This window comes from Streptomyces sp. NPDC002156 (assembly GCF_053593675.1).
The window spans coordinates 1-15,825 of sequence record NZ_JBSFDA010000026.1; the positions used below are offsets into that span (position 1 = coordinate 1).

Genomic DNA, 15,825 nt, shown 5'->3' on the forward strand with positions numbered 1-15,825 from the left:
ATGTCAGCCCGTCCGGCGCGACCTTCCCACCCACCCGACGGCCGCCACCACCCTCCAGCCCGTCCGGCGATTGAGGACGAGGCCGTTCAGGCCGAAAGGGGGGTCTGGGGGCGCAGCCCCCAGGGATGGGACGGGTAGGGGCGGCGGGGGCGAAAAAACACCCTGCCTCAGCCGCCCCGTACCTCCGCCAGCACCCGATCCGTGAACCCCGGCCACACCTCCACCGCCCACGCCCCGAACGCCCGATCGGTCAGCGCCACGCACCCCACCCCAGCCTCCGGGTCGATCCACAGAAACGTCCCCGACTGCCCGAAGTGGCCGAACGTCCGCGCCGACGACGAACTCCCCGTCCAGTGCGGCGACTTCACGCCCCGGATCTCGAACCCCAGCCCCCAGTCGTTCGGGTTCTGGTGCCCGTACCCGGGAAGGACCCCCTTCGTCCCCGGGTACTGCACGGACATCGCCTCAGCCACCGTCCGCGCATCCAGCAACCGAGGCGCCTGCACCTCCGCCACGAACCGCACCAGATCCCCGACGGTCGAGACCCCGTCCTTGGCCGGCGACCCCTCCACCCCCGTCGCCCCCATCCCCAACGGCTCCAGCACCGCCTGCCGCACATACTCCGCGAACGGCATCTCCGCAGCCTTCGCCACATGATCCCCCAGCACCTCGAACCCGGCGTTGGAGTACAGCCGCCGCTCCCCGGGCGGAGCCGTCACACGGTGCTCGTCGAAGGCGAGCCCCGACGTGTGCGCCAAGAGGTGGCGGACCGTGGATCCGGGCGGTCCGGCCGGCTCGTCGAGTTCGATGGCGCCCTCCTCGTACGCGACAAGGACGGCGTACGCGGCGAGCGGCTTGGTGACCGAGGCGAGCGGGAACCGGTGGTCGAGGGGGCCGTGGGAGCCCAGAACGGCACCGTCCGCCCGTACGACGGCCGCGGCGGCGGTGGGCACGGGCCAGTTCTCGATCGACGCGAGCGACTTCAGCGATTCCAGCGATTCCGACGACATACCGCCGAGAATAGGAGCCTCACAACCGCAGCCGCATGAAGGGGTCCGGTTGGCGGGTGAATCCCAGCGACGCATACAGCGGCTCCGCATCGGCGGACGCGGTGAGATCGATCTGCCCGACGCCCTCCTCCCGGAACCACTCCACCAGTGCCTCCATGCACGCCCGCGCATACCCCCGCCGCCGCGCGTCCGGATCGGTCGCGACGCTGAACACGTACCCGACCCGCCCGTGCGGATTGCCCGCACGCCCGATCCGGTACTCGACGGTCCCCACGACCAGCGCCGCCAGCGACCCGGGCCGCTCCGGGCGGTCGACGACGAACGCTGCGAAGCCCCCGTCCGGATCGGCGAGTCTCGCGCTCACGGTGGCCAGGGAGTCGGACTGCCAGCCCGCGTCGGTGTTCGCCCCGAGCATCGAGTCGATCATCACCTGGCGCAGCCGCAGCAGCTCTTCGGCATCATGGGGTGTGGCACGGCGTACGAGAGTCATGATCCGTACGGTAATGAGCCGGGTCCGGCCAAGTCTCCGCAATATCGCGGTATCCGCTTGCTTGGAGTGCACTCCAAGGTTTTAGCGTAGGGGCCATGACGGTGCTGGAGACCACGGAGTCCACAGAGCCCACCACGAACAGGGCGCCCGAGCGGCGCCCGGACGGACAGGACCTCTACACGATCAGCGAGGTCGTCCTCTTCACCGGGCTGACCGCGCACACCCTGCGCTGGTACGAACGCATCGGGCTGATGCCGCACATCGACCGTTCCCACACCGGCCAGCGCCGCTACCGCAACCGCGACCTCGACTGGCTCGACCTGGTCGGCAAGCTCCGGCTGACCGGGATGCCGGTCGCCGACATGGTGCGGTACGCCGAACTGGTGCGCGAGGGCGACCAGACGTACGGCGAGCGGTTCGAGCTGCTCGAATCGACCCGCCGGGCGGTCCTGGACCGCATCGCCGAACTCCAGGACACGCTCGCGGTACTGGACCGGAAGATCAGCTTCTACGCGGAGGCGGACCTCGACGCGGGTCTCGCCCGACAGGTGGAGAGTGCCCGATGACGAACGACGACACCAACAAGCTCACCACCGCCCCGCTCGGCGCCGGCGGCCCCGAGGTCGGCGTACAGGGCCTCGGCTGCATGGGCATGAGCATCGCGTACGGCCCCACGGACGCCGACGAGGCCCGCGCCACGCTCGAACGCGCCCTCGAACTGGGCGTGACCCTCTACGACACCGCGGACGCCTACGGCGACGGCGAGAACGAACGCTTCCTCTCCCCGTTCTTCAACGCCCACCGCGACGAGGTCGTCGTAGCGACGAAGTTCGCCCTGGCGATGCCGGCCGGCGTCACGGGCCCACGGATCATCCGCAACGACCCGGCCTACATCCGCCAGGCGGTCGAGGCCAGCCTCAAGAACCTCGACCTCGACGTCATCGACCTCTACTACATGCACCGGCGCGATGTGAACATCCCCATCGAGGAGACCGTCGGCGTGATGGCCGAACTGGTCCGCCAGGGCAAGGTCAAGCAGCTGGGCCTGAGCGAGGTCACGGGCGCCGAACTGCGCGCGGCCCAGTCCGTGCACCCGATCGCCGCCGTCCAGTCGGAGTGGTCCCTGTTCAGCCGTGACATCGAGGCATCGGTCGTCCCGGCGGCCCGCGAACTGGGCGTCACCCTGGTCCCGTACTCCCCACTGGGCCGAGGCTTCCTGACCGGCTCCTTCACCAACGCCGACCAGGAACTCACAGAGGGCGACTACCGCCGCACCCAGCCCCGCTTCACGGGCCCCAACGCCGCAACGAACGCGGCCCTCCTGACCCCCATCCGAACCGTGGCCGAGTCCCACGAAGCCTCGGTGGGCCAGATCGCCCTGGCCTGGGTCCAACAACAGTCCACGGTCCACAACCTCCCGGTCATCCCCATCCCAGGCACCCGCAGGAGGACAAGGATCGAGGAGAACGCGGCAGCGACACGGATTGTGCTCGGGGAGCAGGACATGGCCCTACTGGACCAGATCGCGGCCAAGGTGGCAGGCACCCGCTACCCGGACATGCGCTTCGCGTCAGCAGGCAGGGAGTAGACACCAGTTCGTTCCAAGGGCCGTGGACCTGCCCCACCCAGGGGCGCGGGGAACTGCGCGACAAGCCACAACGAACCGGCACCCGCCAACGCACAGAACCCCCACCCCCATAGGCGGGCTACAGGGCTACAACTCCGCCAACAACTCAGCCTTCTTCAACGAAAACTCCTCATCCGTCACCAACCCAGCCTCGTGCAACTCCCCCAGGTGCCGAATCCGTTCAGCAACATCCCCCGGATCCCGCCGCCCAGAACTCACCTGAACCACCCCCGCCCCACCCGCGGAGCGAACCCCCGCCAACACCGCCGCCGCAAACGGCAACGACTCATGCACAGGCCCGTACCCCAGCCCGAACACCACCGACGCGGGATCCTGATCGACGGCCGGCGCGACAGCCGACCCGTCACGTCGAAGCAGTCGCAGATATCCCTCGAACACCTCGGGCGACCGCCACTCCACGCCCATCAGGTCGGCGACCGGAAACGTCTGGTCGCCGGCTTTCCACTTCGCCGACGACGCGCCCGTCCAGAACCACCGGAACGACACCGCGCGCCCGTCGAAGGACGCCTTCGCGTCGTACGCCTTGAACGCCCGCGGCACCTCGGGCGCGGCCACCAGGAACCTTTCAGCAGGTTCCTTGTCCGCACCGCCGATCTCGCCCACCCGGGCCCGCAGTTCGTCCGCGTAGTACTCGGCGAGCGTCTCCCGCTCGGCCGGCAGCACCAGCCGGTACGGGTCGCAGCCCTCCTTCAGCTGGCCGTCGGCCGCCTCCATCAACGGGTCGGCGCCCGGCCGGGGCTCGGCGCGCAGAACCACCGTTCCGCGCTTGCCCGGGGTCAGCGTGACACCCGCGATCGCTTCCAGCGGGATACGGCGTTCGCCGAGCGCCTGAAACAGCTTCGGCGTGCGGATTCCCCGTTCGAAGCGGATGAGCACGGAGTCGGACTCGAACTCCCAGGCGGCATGAAATCCGGCCAGTACGTCACCCATGCGGCTCATCGTATGCGGCAAGAGCTTCATAGTCCCCTCCCCGGGCACACCGTGATTTCTGCGTCCTCTACGCGCGTCCGGCCGTCGCCCCGTCGGACAAACCCTTCAGACACACGTCATCCTTGCGGTTCTGCTGATCGTTCTGATCCCGCCGAGCGCACCGCACGGCGCCGAACGCGCCGACGCCGATCTCGGCGAAGTTGTGCAGACTCTCCGTACCCGGCTCGAAATAGCCGCCGTGTCCCTTCGCGCCCCGCGCGGACAGCACCCGCGAGCCGAATCCCGACGACACCGGGTCGGCGCCGTGCCCGAGGCCGCCGACCTCCAGATACGGCACGTCCTGGATCCAGTCGTCGGCGTCCCGCATCGCCCACACCCGGGCCGAGGTGTGCAGCTGAGCCGCGTTCTCGACCCGCATACCGGGGCTGCCGGCCACCGCGATGTCGGTCACCCGGCTCGGCAGCGCGTGCGCGGCGACCCCGCAGACCACCGAGCCGTAGCTGTGGCAGTACAGCGCGACCGGCGCCCGGCCGGGCAGTCCGCGCACCAGCGCGTTCAGCCGCAGCGCACCGGAGTTGGCGCGCATCGCCGTCGCCGCGTCCATGCCGAGCCCGTTGGGCGCGGTGTAGTCGGCCCAGGCGATCACGGCCGTACGGGTCGTGGGGCTCGCCTCCCACTCCGCGCGGTACAGCGCCGACGCCATCCCGACGGGCGCCGAGTACTCGCGGTTGGTGCGCTGGAAGGTGAGGAGGTCGGTGTCGACACCGGGGACCACGACCGAGACGCGCTGTGCCTTGTCGAGGTCGCCGAAGACCTCGGCGACCCGGCCGTTGCCCTCGGGGTCGAAGGCCAGGATCTGGCGGCCCTTCGCCAGCAGGTCGTCGTAGCGGTTCATCCGGCGCCCCGCCTCGTGCTGGCCGACGGCCGAGAGTCGGTTGTCGTGCATGCGCACGCGCTCCGTCTCGCGGGCCGTGTGCAGCGCGATGCGGTTGGCGCGGTAGCGCAGTTCGGCGGGCGCGCCGTTCATGTTGCCGACCGCCAGCGGATAGCGGCGGACGAGCCGGTCGCGCTGGTGGACGGTGAGCGAGGCGAAGAACCGGGCCAGCCGTCCGGGTGTCCCGTCCGGGTCGGGCAGCGCGTGGCCGCCGATCCGTCCGTGCTCCCACGCGGAGAGCGACGCCTGGAGCGGCGAGGGCGTCCGATGGCTGCGGACCGCGGTCCAGCCGGTCGTCGCGAGCATCACGAAGACCACGGCCAGCGCGAGCAGTGCGCGCCAGACGTTCAGTTGCGGGGAGGTGTCGAAGGAAGTCACTGAAAGGACACACTAGGAGAACGAGAGGGTCTCGCGTTAACCGAGTGACGGGGATCACGTTTCGATAACCCTCGGCGGGTATGGCGCTATGTACGCGCTTCCGTACGGGGCGTCACGACCCTTCCGGACGCCAGTTCCCCGCCAGTGCCGGCCCCATCGCGTCGAGGTAGGTGCTGGTCAGCTCGCGCATCGCCGCCACGCTCATGTCCGAGCCGGCGCCCCACCGCCGTTCGGTCAGCCGCATCAGCCCGCTGAACAGAGCCGTGACGACCCGCGGCCGGAGATCGCCGTCCACGTCGACACCCTCGCGCTCGGCGACCACCCGCGCCACCGCCTCCTCCATCTCGGTGGAGCGGCGCATGTGCGCGGCGAGGAGTACCGGCGTCGACTCGATCACGTAGTACATGCGCATCTGCAACTCCGCCGGTACGACGGACTCCACGGCCTCGTTGATGGTGTGCCAGCCCTCCAGCACGGCCTGCCGCAACGCCTCCAACGGGGCCTCGTGCGGCGGGCGTTCGCGCACCGCCCGGATGAACTGCTCCTCCGCGATGCGGTGCACGGCGAAGGCGGCGTCCTCCTTGCCGGCGAAGTAGCGGAAGAAGGTGCGCTGCGAGACCTCGACGGCCTCGGCGATCTCGTCGACGGTCGTGTGCTCGTACCCCTTGCTGGTGAACAGGACGAGGGCGGCGCGCACCAGCGCGTCCCTGGTGCGCTGCTTCTTGCGCTCGCGCAGGCCGGGGCCGGACCCCGGACCCAGCTGGGTCTCGGCAGCGCTCATGACGATCAGGCCTCTTCGTTCTACTCGGGGAGTGACGTGTCAGTTACCGACTTGTGAACTGGTTTGTCAATTGTCAGTGGCTGTCATTAGCCTCGATCGCATGACTAGTCAGACCACCATCGAGACGACCGGTCCGGGGGACAAGGCACCTGTCTCTCCCTCGGACCCCACGCCTGCCAAGGGGCTGCGCGGCCATCCGTGGCTGACCCTGATATCCGTGGCCGTCGGGGTCATGATGGTGGCCCTCGACGGCACCATCGTGGCGATCGCCAACCCGGCCATCCAGAAGGACCTGGGCGCGAGTTTCGCGGACGTCCAGTGGATCACCAACGGCTACTTCCTCGCGCTCGCGGTCACGCTGATCACCGCGGGCAAGCTCGGCGACCGGTTCGGGCACCGGCAGACCTTCCTCATCGGCATCGTCGGCTTCGCCGCCTCGTCGGCGGCCATCGGGCTGTCCAGCAGTATCGCCCTGGTGGTCGTCTTCCGGGTGTTCCAGGGGCTGTTCGGCGCGCTGCTGATGCCGGCCGCGCTCGGTCTGCTGCGGGCCACCTTCCCCGCCGAGAAGCTGAACATGGCCATCGGCATCTGGGGCATGGTCATCGGTGCCTCCACCGCGGGCGGCCCGATCCTCGGCGGACTGCTCGTCGAGCACGTCAGCTGGCAGTCCGTGTTCTTCATCAACGTGCCGGTGGGCATCCTGGCCCTCGTCATCGGCCTGGTGATCCTGGTCGACCACCGCGCGGAGAACGCCCCGCGCTCCTTCGACGTCCTCGGTATCGCCCTGCTCTCCGGCGCGATGTTCTGCCTGGTGTGGGCGCTCATCAAGGCTCCGGAGTGGGGCTGGGGCGACGGCAAGACCTGGCTGTTCCTGGTCGCCTCGGTGGCGGGCTTCGGGCTCTTCGCCTTCTGGGAGCAGAGGGTCAAGGAGCCGCTGATCCCGCTCAACCTGTTCCGTTCGGTCCCGCTGTCGGCGGGTGTGGTGCTGATGGTCCTCATGGCCATCGCCTTCATGGGCGGCCTCTTCTTCGTCACCTTCTACCTGCAGAACGTGCACGGTATGAGCCCGATCGACGCGGGCCTGCATCTGCTCCCGCTCACCGGGATGATGATCGTCGGCTCTCCGCTGGCCGGCGCGATGATCAGCAAGACCGGCCCGCGCATCCCGCTCGCGGGCGGTATGGCGTGCGTCGCGATCGCCATGTTCGGCATGTCCACGCTGGAGACGGACACCGGCAGCGGCATCATGTCGCTCTGGTTCGCCATGCTCGGCTTCGGCCTCGCCCCGGTCATGGTCGGCGCGACGGAGGTCATCGTCGGCAACGCCCCGATGGAGCTGTCCGGTGTGGCCGGCGGCCTCCAGCAGGCGGCGATGCAGATCGGCGGCAGCCTCGGTACGGCGGTCCTGGGCGCGGTCATGGCCTCCAAGGTCGACAACGACCTCGCGGGCAACTGGACGGCCGCGGGCCTCCCGGAACTCACTCCCGAACAGCAGGCGCAGGCCTCTGAAGCGGTCCAGGTCGGCGTGCCCCCGGTGGCACCGGGCACTCCGGAGACGGTCGCCGCCCAGATCACGAAGGTCGCCCACGACACCTTCATCTCCGGCATGAGCCTGGCCTGTCTGGTCGCGGCCGGCGTGGGAGTGGTGGCGGTACTGGTCGCCCTTCTGACGAAGCGCGGCGAGAACGCGGAGGCGGGCGCGGGCGCGGCGCACATCTGAGGCGCATATTTCGCGCATATATCTATGACCTGTGCCGGGGAATTCCCCTATCCGAGTGACTCCCCTAAAGATTCCTCCCCTTCGGTACTCGGGGCAGGTCACAGTTAGTCAAGTCCTCCGCACGGCATGGTCCGTAAGACATGTACGACACGGAGGACCGCCGGGCCGCGGCGCGCTGCCGGAGGGGGACAGCGCGCCGACGGGCCCGTCGGACAGGGCGGACACCTCGGCCCGCAGCGCCCGTACTTCCTCCGTCAGCGCCGCGATCGCGGCCGTCTGGCGCCGTTCCTCCACGTCGTCCATCTCGAACCGGGAGATGAACCACGCGGCGATGTTCGCGGTGACCAGACCGAGCAGCGCGATCCCGGACAGCATCAGCCCGACCGCGAGCACCCGGCCCACTCCGGTCGTCGGCGCGTGGTCCCCGTACCCCACGGTCGTCATCGTCGTGAACGACCACCACAGGGCGTCGCCCAGCGTTCGGATGTTCCCGTCCGGCGACTCGCGCTCCACCGACAGCACGGCCAGCGAACCGAACATCAGCAGCCCCACCACGGCCCCGCCGACATACGTCGTCAGCCGCACCTGGGACGCCATCTGGGCCCGCCGGCCCACCAGCAGCAGCGTGGATACGACCCGCAGCAGCCTCAGCGGCTGAAGCAGCGGCAGCAGCACGGCGAACAGGTCCAGCCAGTGCCGACGTACGTACTCCCGCCGCCGCTCGGCAAGAGCGACCCGCACGAGGTAGTCGACCGCGAAGGCACCCCACACCCCCCACTCCACAACCGTGCAGGCGACCGACACGGTCCGCCCGGCGGGACTGTGCACGATCGGCACCGCATAGGCAACGGCGAACACAACAGCAAGCACCATCAGAGGCCGCTGAGTCCGCCCCTCCCAACGAGCCTGCGCAGACTCTTCCTTCATGCTGCGCATATTAAGGGCCCGAAAGCGGTACAGAAGCGCCCCTGGAGGAAGCCCCGAAGGGGCACCCCTCCAGGGGCGCGGGGAACTGCGCGACCAGCCACAACGAACCGGCAGCCGAAGTACCGCTACGCGTCGCCGCCCGCGGCACCAGGGTCAGCAGCCGCCACATCCAGCAACTGATACCGATCGATCGCCTGCTTCAGCACCGACCGATCAACCTTCCCCTCCCGAGCCAACTCCGTAAGCACCCCCACCACGATCGACTGCGCGTCAATGTGGAAGAACCGCCGAGCCGCCCCACGAGTGTCGGCGAAGCCGAACCCATCCGCACCGAGCGACTGATAGGTCCCCGGCACCCACCGAGAGATCTGGTCAGGAACAGACCGCATCCAGTCGGAAACGGCCACGAACGGACCCTCGGCGCCACTCAACTTCCGCGTCACATAGGGGACCCGCTGCTCCTCCTCCGGGTGCAGCAGATTGTGCTGCTCCACCGCGACCGCCTCGCGCCGCAGCTCGTTCCAGGAGGTCGCCGACCAGACGTCCGCCCGTACGTTCCAGTCCTCCGCGAGGATCCGCTGCGCCTCCAGCGCCCACGGCACCGCGACACCGGACGCGATGACCTGCGCCGGGATGGTGCCCGAGGTCCCCTGGCCCACGCGGTGGATGCCCTTGAGGATGCCGTCGACATCGACGTCCTCGGGCTCGGCCGGGTGCTGGATCGGCTCGTTGTAGACGGTGAGGTAGTAGAAGACGTCCTCACTGTCCGGGCCGTACATCCGGCGCAGACCGTCCTGCACGATGTACGCGATCTCGTACGAGTACGCCGGGTCGTACGCCACACAGCCCGGGTTCGTCGAGGCGAGCAGCTGCGAGTGGCCGTCGGCGTGCTGCAGACCCTCGCCGGTCAGAGTCGTACGCCCTGCGGTCGCGCCCAGGACGAAACCGCGCGCCAACTGGTCGGCCATCTGCCAGAACTGGTCGCCGGTGCGCTGGAAACCGAACATCGAGTAGAAGACGTACACCGGGATGAGCGGCTCGCCGTGCGTCGCGTAGGCTGAGCCGGCCGCGATCAGCGAGGCCGTGCAGCCGGCCTCCGAGATGCCGTCGTGCAGCATCTGACCGGTCGGCGACTCCTTGTACGCGAGGAGCAGCTCGCGGTCCACGGCCTCGTACTGCTGGCCGAGCGGGTTGTAGATCTTCGCGCTCGGGAAGAACGAGTCCATGCCGAACGTGCGGTACTCGTCCGGCGCGATCAGCACGAAACGCTTGCCGATCTCCTTGTCCCGCATGAGGTCCTTGAGCAGCCGGACGAACGCCATGGTCGTGGCGATCGACTGCTGGCCCGAACCTTTCTTCACACTCGCGTACGTCTTTTCCTCGGGCAGCGTCAGTGGCTTGGCGCGGACGACGCGGGTCGGGACGTAGCCGCCGAGCGACTTGCGGCGGTCGTGCATGTACTGGATCTCTTCCGAGTTCCGGCCCGGGTGGAAGTACGGCGGCGCGCCGCCCTCCAGCTCCTTGTCGGAGATCGGCAGGTGCAGCCGGTCGCGGAAGCCCTTGAGGTCGGCCGCCGTCAGCTTCTTCATCTGGTGCGTGGCGTTGCGGCCCTCGAAGTTGGGACCGAGTGTCCAGCCCTTGACGGTCTTGGCGAGGATGACGGTCGGCTGGCCCTTGTGCGCCTTGGCCGCCGCGAACGCCGCGAAGATCTTCCGGTGGTCGTGGCCACCGCGCCCCAGGTGCAGCACCTGGTCGTCGGTCATGCCCTCGACCATCGCGCGCAGCCGGGTGTCGTCGCCGAAGAAGTGGTCGCGGATGTACGCGCCCGTCTCGGTGGCGTACGTCTGGAACTGTCCGTCGGGGGTGGTGTTCATCTTGTTGACGAGCACGCCGTCCCGGTCCTGCGCGAGCAGCGGGTCCCAGCTGCGGTCCCAGACCAGCTTGACGACGTTCCAGCCGGCGCCCCGGAACTGCGACTCCAGCTCCTGGATGATCTTGCCGTTGCCGCGCACCGGGCCGTCGAGCCGCTGGAGGTTGCAGTTGACGACGAAGGTCAGGTTGTCGAGGCCCTCGCGGGCGGCGATCGACAGCTGGCCGAGCGACTCCGGCTCGTCCATCTCGCCGTCGCCGAGGAACGCCCACACATGCGACTTGGAGGTGTCCGCGATCCCGCGCGCCTCCATGTAGCGGTTCATCCGCGCCTGGAAGATCGCGCCGAGCGGGCCGAGGCCCATCGAGACGGTCGGGAACTCCCAGAAGTCCGGCATCAGCCGCGGGTGCGGGTACGAGGACAGGCCGTACGGCGCCTTCGACTTCTCCTGGCGGAACGCGTCGAGCTGCTGCTCGCTGAGCCGGTCGAGGAGGAACGCGCGGGCGTAGATACCGGGGGAGGCGTGCCCCTGGAAGAAGATCTGGTCGCCGCCGTCGCCCTCGTCCTTGCCCCGGAAGAAGTGGTTGAAGCCCACGTCGTAGAGGGAGGCGGAGGAGGCGAAGGTCGCGATGTGGCCGCCGACGCCGATACCGGGCCGCTGGGCGCGCGAGACCATCACGGCCGCGTTCCAGCGGGTCGCGTTGAGGATGCGGCGCTCGATCTCCTCGTTGCCGGGGAAGAAGGGCTCGTCCTTCGTCGCGATCGTGTTGACGTAGTCCGTGCTCCGCATCTCGGGCACGGCCACGCGCTTCTCGCGGGCCCGCTCGATCAGCCGCAGCATCAGATAGCGGGCCCGCTCCCGGCCGCGTTCGTCAACCGCGGCGTCGAGGGAGTCGAGCCACTCCTGGGTTTCTTCGGGATCGAAGTCAGGAACCTGACTCGGAAGGCCGCCAATGATGATCGGGTTGCGATCTGATCCGGAAGCCACGCTGTTCCTTCGCTCTCGGGAGACTTGTTCCGGGGCACGCTGTGGGCCTGCCCTGGGGCTGCGAATGCACTGGTCCCCATCGTGTACCCCGAGGCCGGGTACGTCACCTCTACTCAGAGGTAGCCCCGGAGGAGGTGTCTGGGCCGGGTGTGGGCCGGGGTGGTCGCAGCCAAATCGCAACGATACGCCCAGTCCGTGACGTGTTCCGTAAAGCGATTCGGATCTAGCACGTATGTGTGAGAGGTTCGGGAGTCACTCGGGAGCAGCAAAACCGCAAAGCGGGCAGAATGGTGTGTTGTGCGTCACTTGTTCCCAGGAACCGCTGTGTGAAGTTGCGGCGACACCGCCAGGATCGTCACCGTTTCGGCGGTCTGAACGGCCGGGTACTTGCGCGATCCGCCCCGCCCGTGTGGACTACGGCCAATGCTTCGCGCACGCGCGTGGCTGGACATTTCTCGAACATGATCAGGAGGCAACCCGTGAGCGCGACCGCGGACCACGCGGAGGAGCGGACTAACCCTGCCGCAAGGCTGGGGTTCCAGCCCGAGCAGGTGGTCCAGGAGATCGGCTACGACGACGACGTCGACCAGGAGCTCCGCGAGGCCATTGAGGAAGTCATCGGCAGCGATCTCGTGGACGAGGAGTACGACGACGTCGCAGATGCCGTGGTGCTGTGGTTCCGCGACGAGGACGGCGACCTGACCGATGCGCTGGTGGACGCCACCACGTACATCGAAGAAGGCGGCGCGATCCTGCTCCTCACGCCCAAGACGGGCCGTGACGGCTACGTGGAGCCGAGCGACATCTCTGAAGCCGCGACGACGGCGGGTCTGTCGGCGACGAAGAGCGTCAGTGTGGGCAAGGACTGGAGTGGGAGTCGTCTGGCGACACCCAAGGCAGCGAAGTCCAAGAAGTAATCCTCAATCGCCGGACGGGCTGGATAACTCCGGCCCGTCCAATGGCTTCAGTGGGTGGTCACTAGGGTGTTCTCACCCGAACAGCCCACCGAAGGGATGCAGGATCATGGCGATCGAGGTCGGCGACAAGGCCCCGGACTTCGAGCTCAAGGACAACCACGGCGCCACTGTGCGGCTCTCCGACTTCCGTGGCGCGAAGAACGTGGTGCTGCTCTTCTATCCCTTCGCCTTCACCGGCGTCTGCACCGGCGAACTGTGCGACCTGCGGGACAACCTGCCGAGGTTCTCCGACCGCGACACCCAGGTGCTCGCCGTCTCCAACGACTCCATCCACACCCTGCGCGTCTTCGGCGAGCAGGAGGGCTTCGAATACCCCCTGCTGTCCGACTTCTGGCCGCACGGCAACATTTCGCGCGCGTACGGCGTCTTCGACGAGGACAAGGGTTGCGCGGTGCGCGGGACCTTCATCATCGACAAGGAGGGTGTCGTGCGGTGGACCGTCGTCAACGCCCTGCCCGACGCGCGTGACCTGAACGAGTACGTGAAGGCCCTCGACACCCTGTGATTCTTCGGGTCCAAGCCCTGCGTGGGGCGGGAACCCGTCACTAGGATCTGCACGTTGATCCGATAACGGCGCACGACGGGGCACACCGCCCCCGGCGGCAGACGAGACACCAATGGAGGACTCGTGGGAGTCAGCCTCAGCAAGGGCGGCAACGTATCGCTGACGAAGGAGGCCCCGGGTCTCACCGCGGTCATCGTCGGTCTGGGGTGGGACATCCGTACCACCACCGGCACCGACTTCGACCTCGACGCCAGCGCGATCCTGACGGGCGCGGACGGCAAGGTCAGTTCCGATGCCAACTTCGTGTTCTTCAACAACCTCAAGAGCCCGGACGGCTCGGTCGAGCACACCGGTGACAACACCACCGGTGAGGGCGAGGGCGACGACGAGCAGATCAAGGTCAACCTCGCGGCGGTCCCGGCCGACATCGACAAGATCGTGTTCCCGGTCTCGATCTACGACGCCGAGAACCGGCAGCAGTCCTTCGGCCAGGTCCGCAACGCCTTCATCCGCGTCGTGAACCAGGCCGGCGAGGCCGAGCTGGCGCGCTACGACCTCTCCGAGGACGCCTCGACGGAGACCGCCATGGTCTTCGGCGAGCTGTACCGGCACGGCGCGGAGTGGAAGTTCCGCGCCATCGGCCAGGGGTACGCGTCCGGTCTGCGCGGTATCGCGCAGGACTTCGGCGTGAACGTCTGAGCCGGACTCTCTCCGGCTCCGTCGTCCGGCGTCGCATCTCTCGGTGCGGCGCCGGACGTGCTCAGTTCCGCGATCCACGCAGATCGCAAGGCTTCACCTCGGGGAGGACCAGCAGCATGGGCGTCACGCTTGCCAAGGGGGGCAATGTCTCCCTCTCCAAAGCCGCACCGAACCTCACCCAGGTGTTGGTCGGGCTCGGCTGGGACGCGCGTTCGACCACCGGCGCGCCGTTCGACCTCGACGCCAGCGCGCTGCTGTGCGGGAACGGTCGGGTTCTCGGCGACGAGTGGTTCATCTTCTACAACCAGCTCACCAGCCCCGACGGCTCGGTCGAGCACACCGGCGACAACCTCACCGGTGAGGGCGAGGGCGACGACGAGTCGCTGATCGTCGACCTCCCCAAGGTGCCGGCCGCCTGCGACAAGATCATCTTCCCGGTCTCGATCCATGACGCCGACAATCGCGGCCAGACCTTCGGCCAGGTCAGCAACGCCTTCATCCGGGTCGTCAACCAGGCCGACGGCCAGGAACTGGCGCGCTACGACCTGAGCGAGGACGCGTCGACGGAGACCGCCATGATCTTCGGGGAGCTGTACCGCTACCAGGGCGAGTGGAAGTTCCGTGCCGTAGGACAGGGGTACGCGTCGGGTCTCCGGGGCATCGCTCTAGACTTCGGAGTCAACGTTTCGTAAAGCCGAGTACGGCAGCGGGGGAGACCCGTAAACACACGATTGGGTAGCCAGTGATTCTGAAAACCTTCGGCTGGTCGTTCGCGGTCACCGCGCTCGGCCTGGTCGCGGCGGTCTTCTACGGGGGGTGGACCGGCTTCGGCATCGTGGCGATCCTCTCCATCCTCGAAATCTCGCTGTCCTTCGACAACGCGGTGGTCAACGCCGGCATCCTGAAGAAGATGAGTGCCTTCTGGCAGAAGATCTTCCTCACCATCGGTGTCCTCATCGCCGTCTTCGGTATGCGACTCGTCTTCCCCGTCGTGATCGTGGCCATCAGCGCCAGCATGGGGCCCATCGAGGCCATCGACCTCGCGTTCAACAACAAGGACCAGTACGAGCAGCTGGTCACGGACGCCCACCCGGCAATCGCCGCCTTCGGTGGCATGTTCCTGCTGATGATCTTCCTCGACTTCATCTTCGAGGACCGTGACATCAAGTGGCTGGGCTGGCTGGAGCGGCCGCTCGCCAAGCTCGGCAAGGTCGACATGCTGTCGGTCTGCATCGCCTTGGCCGTGCTCCTCGTCTCCGCGCTGACCTTCGCGACCAACGCCCACCAGCACGGCGGCGCACACGTCGACAAGGCGGAGACGGTCCTCCTCTCCGGCATCGGCGGTCTGATCACCTACATGATCGTCGGCGGTCTCTCCGGCTTCTTCGAGAACAGGCTCGAAGAAGCGGAGGAGCGCGAGCACGAGGAGGAGGAAGAGGCCGAGCGGACCGGCAAGAAGAAGCCAGCCGTCGTCATGGTCGGCCAGGCCGCGTTCTTCATGTTCCTCTACCTCGAAGTGCTGGACGCGTCTTTCTCCTTCGACGGGGTCATCGGCGCCTTCGCCATCACCAACGACATCGTGCTCATGGCCCTGGGCCTCGGTATCGGCGCCATGTACGTCCGGTCGCTGACCGTCTACCTGGTCCGCCAGGGGACCCTCGACGACTACGTCTACCTGGAGCACGGCGCGCACTACGCGATCGGCGCCCTCGCCGCGATTCTGCTGGTCACCATCCAGTACCAGATCAACGAGGTCATCACCGGCCTCGTCGGCGTCGTCCTGATCGGCGCGTCCTTCTGGTCCTCCGTGCGCCGCAACAAGGCGTTGGCAGCGGCCGAGGGAAAAGCGGCGGGCTCGGACGACAAGACTGAGGTCTCGTCCGGGGTGTGACAACCTCCGGTGTGAGGGAACGCTCTGAGCGGGGCGGCTACGAGGAATCGTCCTCGTCGGCCGCCCCGTGGCATTGA

At 68.0% G+C, this 15,825-nt stretch carries 15 protein-coding genes; 8 read left to right on the forward strand and 7 right to left on the reverse strand.

The genetic code is table 11. The features are described 5' to 3' along the window. Positions 1-167: 167 nt before the first annotated feature. Positions 168-1,010, reverse strand: coding sequence for a serine hydrolase domain-containing protein (locus ACWCRB_RS13885; RefSeq protein ID WP_450996240.1), 843 nt, complete (start codon positions 1,008-1,010; stop codon positions 168-170). 19 nt (positions 1,011-1,029) lie between these two features. Beyond that, entirely contained in the window at positions 1,030-1,500 is a 471-nt protein-coding gene (locus ACWCRB_RS13890) for a GNAT family N-acetyltransferase (RefSeq protein WP_450996241.1), read from the reverse strand. Between the two features lie 95 nt (positions 1,501-1,595). Here ACWCRB_RS13890 and ACWCRB_RS13895 point away from each other — a divergent pair, with 95 nt between their 5' ends. Together ACWCRB_RS13895 and ACWCRB_RS13900 are read left to right on the forward strand one after the other, a co-directional pair. Next, on the forward strand, positions 1,596-2,066 hold the full coding sequence (locus ACWCRB_RS13895; protein ID WP_450996242.1) for a MerR family transcriptional regulator: 471 nt from the start codon (positions 1,596-1,598) through the stop codon (positions 2,064-2,066). Then, positions 2,063-3,088, forward strand: a complete 1,026-nt coding sequence (locus tag ACWCRB_RS13900; RefSeq protein ID WP_450996243.1) for an aldo/keto reductase — start codon at positions 2,063-2,065, stop codon at positions 3,086-3,088. The genes ACWCRB_RS13895 and ACWCRB_RS13900 overlap by 4 nt, the downstream gene beginning before the upstream one ends. A gap of 126 nt (positions 3,089-3,214) precedes the next feature. Here ACWCRB_RS13900 and ACWCRB_RS13905 read toward each other — a convergent pair whose 3' ends face one another. From ACWCRB_RS13905 to ACWCRB_RS13915, 3 genes are all read right to left on the reverse strand, one after another. Continuing rightward, positions 3,215-4,078, reverse strand: coding sequence for a DUF4429 domain-containing protein (locus ACWCRB_RS13905; RefSeq protein ID WP_450996244.1), 864 nt, complete (start codon positions 4,076-4,078; stop codon positions 3,215-3,217). Positions 4,079-4,145: 67 nt separating this feature from the next. Next, positions 4,146-5,390: an alpha/beta hydrolase gene (locus ACWCRB_RS13910; protein ID WP_450996245.1), complete on the reverse strand. Its 1,245-nt coding sequence runs from the start codon at positions 5,388-5,390 to the stop codon at positions 4,146-4,148. Positions 5,391-5,502: 112 nt separating this feature from the next. Next, entirely contained in the window at positions 5,503-6,171 is a 669-nt protein-coding gene (locus tag ACWCRB_RS13915) for a TetR family transcriptional regulator (protein WP_450996246.1), read from the reverse strand. A gap of 100 nt (positions 6,172-6,271) precedes the next feature. On the opposite strand from ACWCRB_RS13915, the gene ACWCRB_RS13920 reads away from it, so the two are divergent. Further along, positions 6,272-7,891 carry an MFS transporter gene (locus tag ACWCRB_RS13920; RefSeq protein ID WP_450996247.1) on the forward strand — a complete coding sequence of 540 codons (1,620 nt, stop codon included), beginning with the start codon at positions 6,272-6,274 and terminating at the stop codon, positions 7,889-7,891. Between the two features lie 108 nt (positions 7,892-7,999). On the opposite strand, the gene ACWCRB_RS13925 is transcribed toward ACWCRB_RS13920, so the two are convergent. Together ACWCRB_RS13925 and aceE are read right to left on the reverse strand one after the other, a co-directional pair. Beyond that, entirely contained in the window at positions 8,000-8,818 is an 819-nt protein-coding gene (locus tag ACWCRB_RS13925) for a potassium channel family protein (protein ID WP_450996248.1), read from the reverse strand. Positions 8,819-8,943: 125 nt separating this feature from the next. Continuing rightward, entirely contained in the window at positions 8,944-11,676 is a 2,733-nt protein-coding gene (aceE, locus tag ACWCRB_RS13930) for a pyruvate dehydrogenase (acetyl-transferring), homodimeric type (protein WP_450996249.1), read from the reverse strand. 479 nt (positions 11,677-12,155) lie between these two features. Between aceE and ACWCRB_RS13935 the strand changes: the two genes are divergently transcribed. The 5 genes from ACWCRB_RS13935 (at position 12,156) to ACWCRB_RS13955 (ending at position 15,748) form a co-directional block, all read left to right on the forward strand. Then, positions 12,156-12,593 carry a DUF3052 domain-containing protein gene (locus tag ACWCRB_RS13935; protein ID WP_235479451.1) on the forward strand — a complete coding sequence of 146 codons (438 nt, stop codon included), beginning with the start codon at positions 12,156-12,158 and terminating at the stop codon, positions 12,591-12,593. Positions 12,594-12,699: 106 nt separating this feature from the next. Continuing rightward, positions 12,700-13,158 (forward strand): peroxiredoxin, encoded by a 459-nt coding sequence (locus ACWCRB_RS13940; protein ID WP_450996250.1) that lies wholly within the window; start codon positions 12,700-12,702, stop codon positions 13,156-13,158. Between the two features lie 123 nt (positions 13,159-13,281). Next, positions 13,282-13,857, forward strand: a complete 576-nt coding sequence (locus ACWCRB_RS13945) for a TerD family protein (protein ID WP_105971453.1) — start codon at positions 13,282-13,284, stop codon at positions 13,855-13,857. 116 nt (positions 13,858-13,973) lie between these two features. After that, positions 13,974-14,549 (forward strand): TerD family protein, encoded by a 576-nt coding sequence (locus ACWCRB_RS13950; protein WP_235479453.1) that lies wholly within the window; start codon positions 13,974-13,976, stop codon positions 14,547-14,549. 50 nt (positions 14,550-14,599) lie between these two features. Continuing rightward, a complete protein-coding gene (locus ACWCRB_RS13955; RefSeq protein ID WP_450996251.1) occupies positions 14,600-15,748 on the forward strand; it encodes a DUF475 domain-containing protein in 1,149 nt (382 codons plus the stop codon). Positions 15,749-15,825: the final 77 nt, after the last annotated feature.

Excerpts from the sequence above, each read along its gene's own strand:
- ACWCRB_RS13900 (WP_450996243.1), top strand. The coding sequence starts at position 2,063 with ATGACGAACGACGACACCAACAAGCTCACCACCGCCCCGCTCGGCGCC.
- ACWCRB_RS13905 (WP_450996244.1), bottom strand. The coding sequence starts at position 4,078 with ATGGGTGACGTACTGGCCGGATTTCATGCCGCCTGGGAGTTCGAGTCC.
- ACWCRB_RS13890 (WP_450996241.1), bottom strand. The coding sequence starts at position 1,500 with ATGACTCTCGTACGCCGTGCCACACCCCATGATGCCGAAGAGCTGCTG.
- ACWCRB_RS13885 (WP_450996240.1), bottom strand. The coding sequence starts at position 1,010 with ATGTCGTCGGAATCGCTGGAATCGCTGAAGTCGCTCGCGTCGATCGAG.
- ACWCRB_RS13920 (WP_450996247.1), top strand. The coding sequence starts at position 6,272 with ATGACTAGTCAGACCACCATCGAGACGACCGGTCCGGGGGACAAGGCA.
- ACWCRB_RS13950 (WP_235479453.1), top strand. The coding sequence starts at position 13,974 with ATGGGCGTCACGCTTGCCAAGGGGGGCAATGTCTCCCTCTCCAAAGCC.
- ACWCRB_RS13925 (WP_450996248.1), bottom strand. The coding sequence starts at position 8,818 with ATGAAGGAAGAGTCTGCGCAGGCTCGTTGGGAGGGGCGGACTCAGCGG.
- ACWCRB_RS13895 (WP_450996242.1), top strand. The coding sequence starts at position 1,596 with ATGACGGTGCTGGAGACCACGGAGTCCACAGAGCCCACCACGAACAGG.
- ACWCRB_RS13940 (WP_450996250.1), top strand. The coding sequence starts at position 12,700 with ATGGCGATCGAGGTCGGCGACAAGGCCCCGGACTTCGAGCTCAAGGAC.
- ACWCRB_RS13915 (WP_450996246.1), bottom strand. The coding sequence starts at position 6,171 with ATGAGCGCTGCCGAGACCCAGCTGGGTCCGGGGTCCGGCCCCGGCCTG.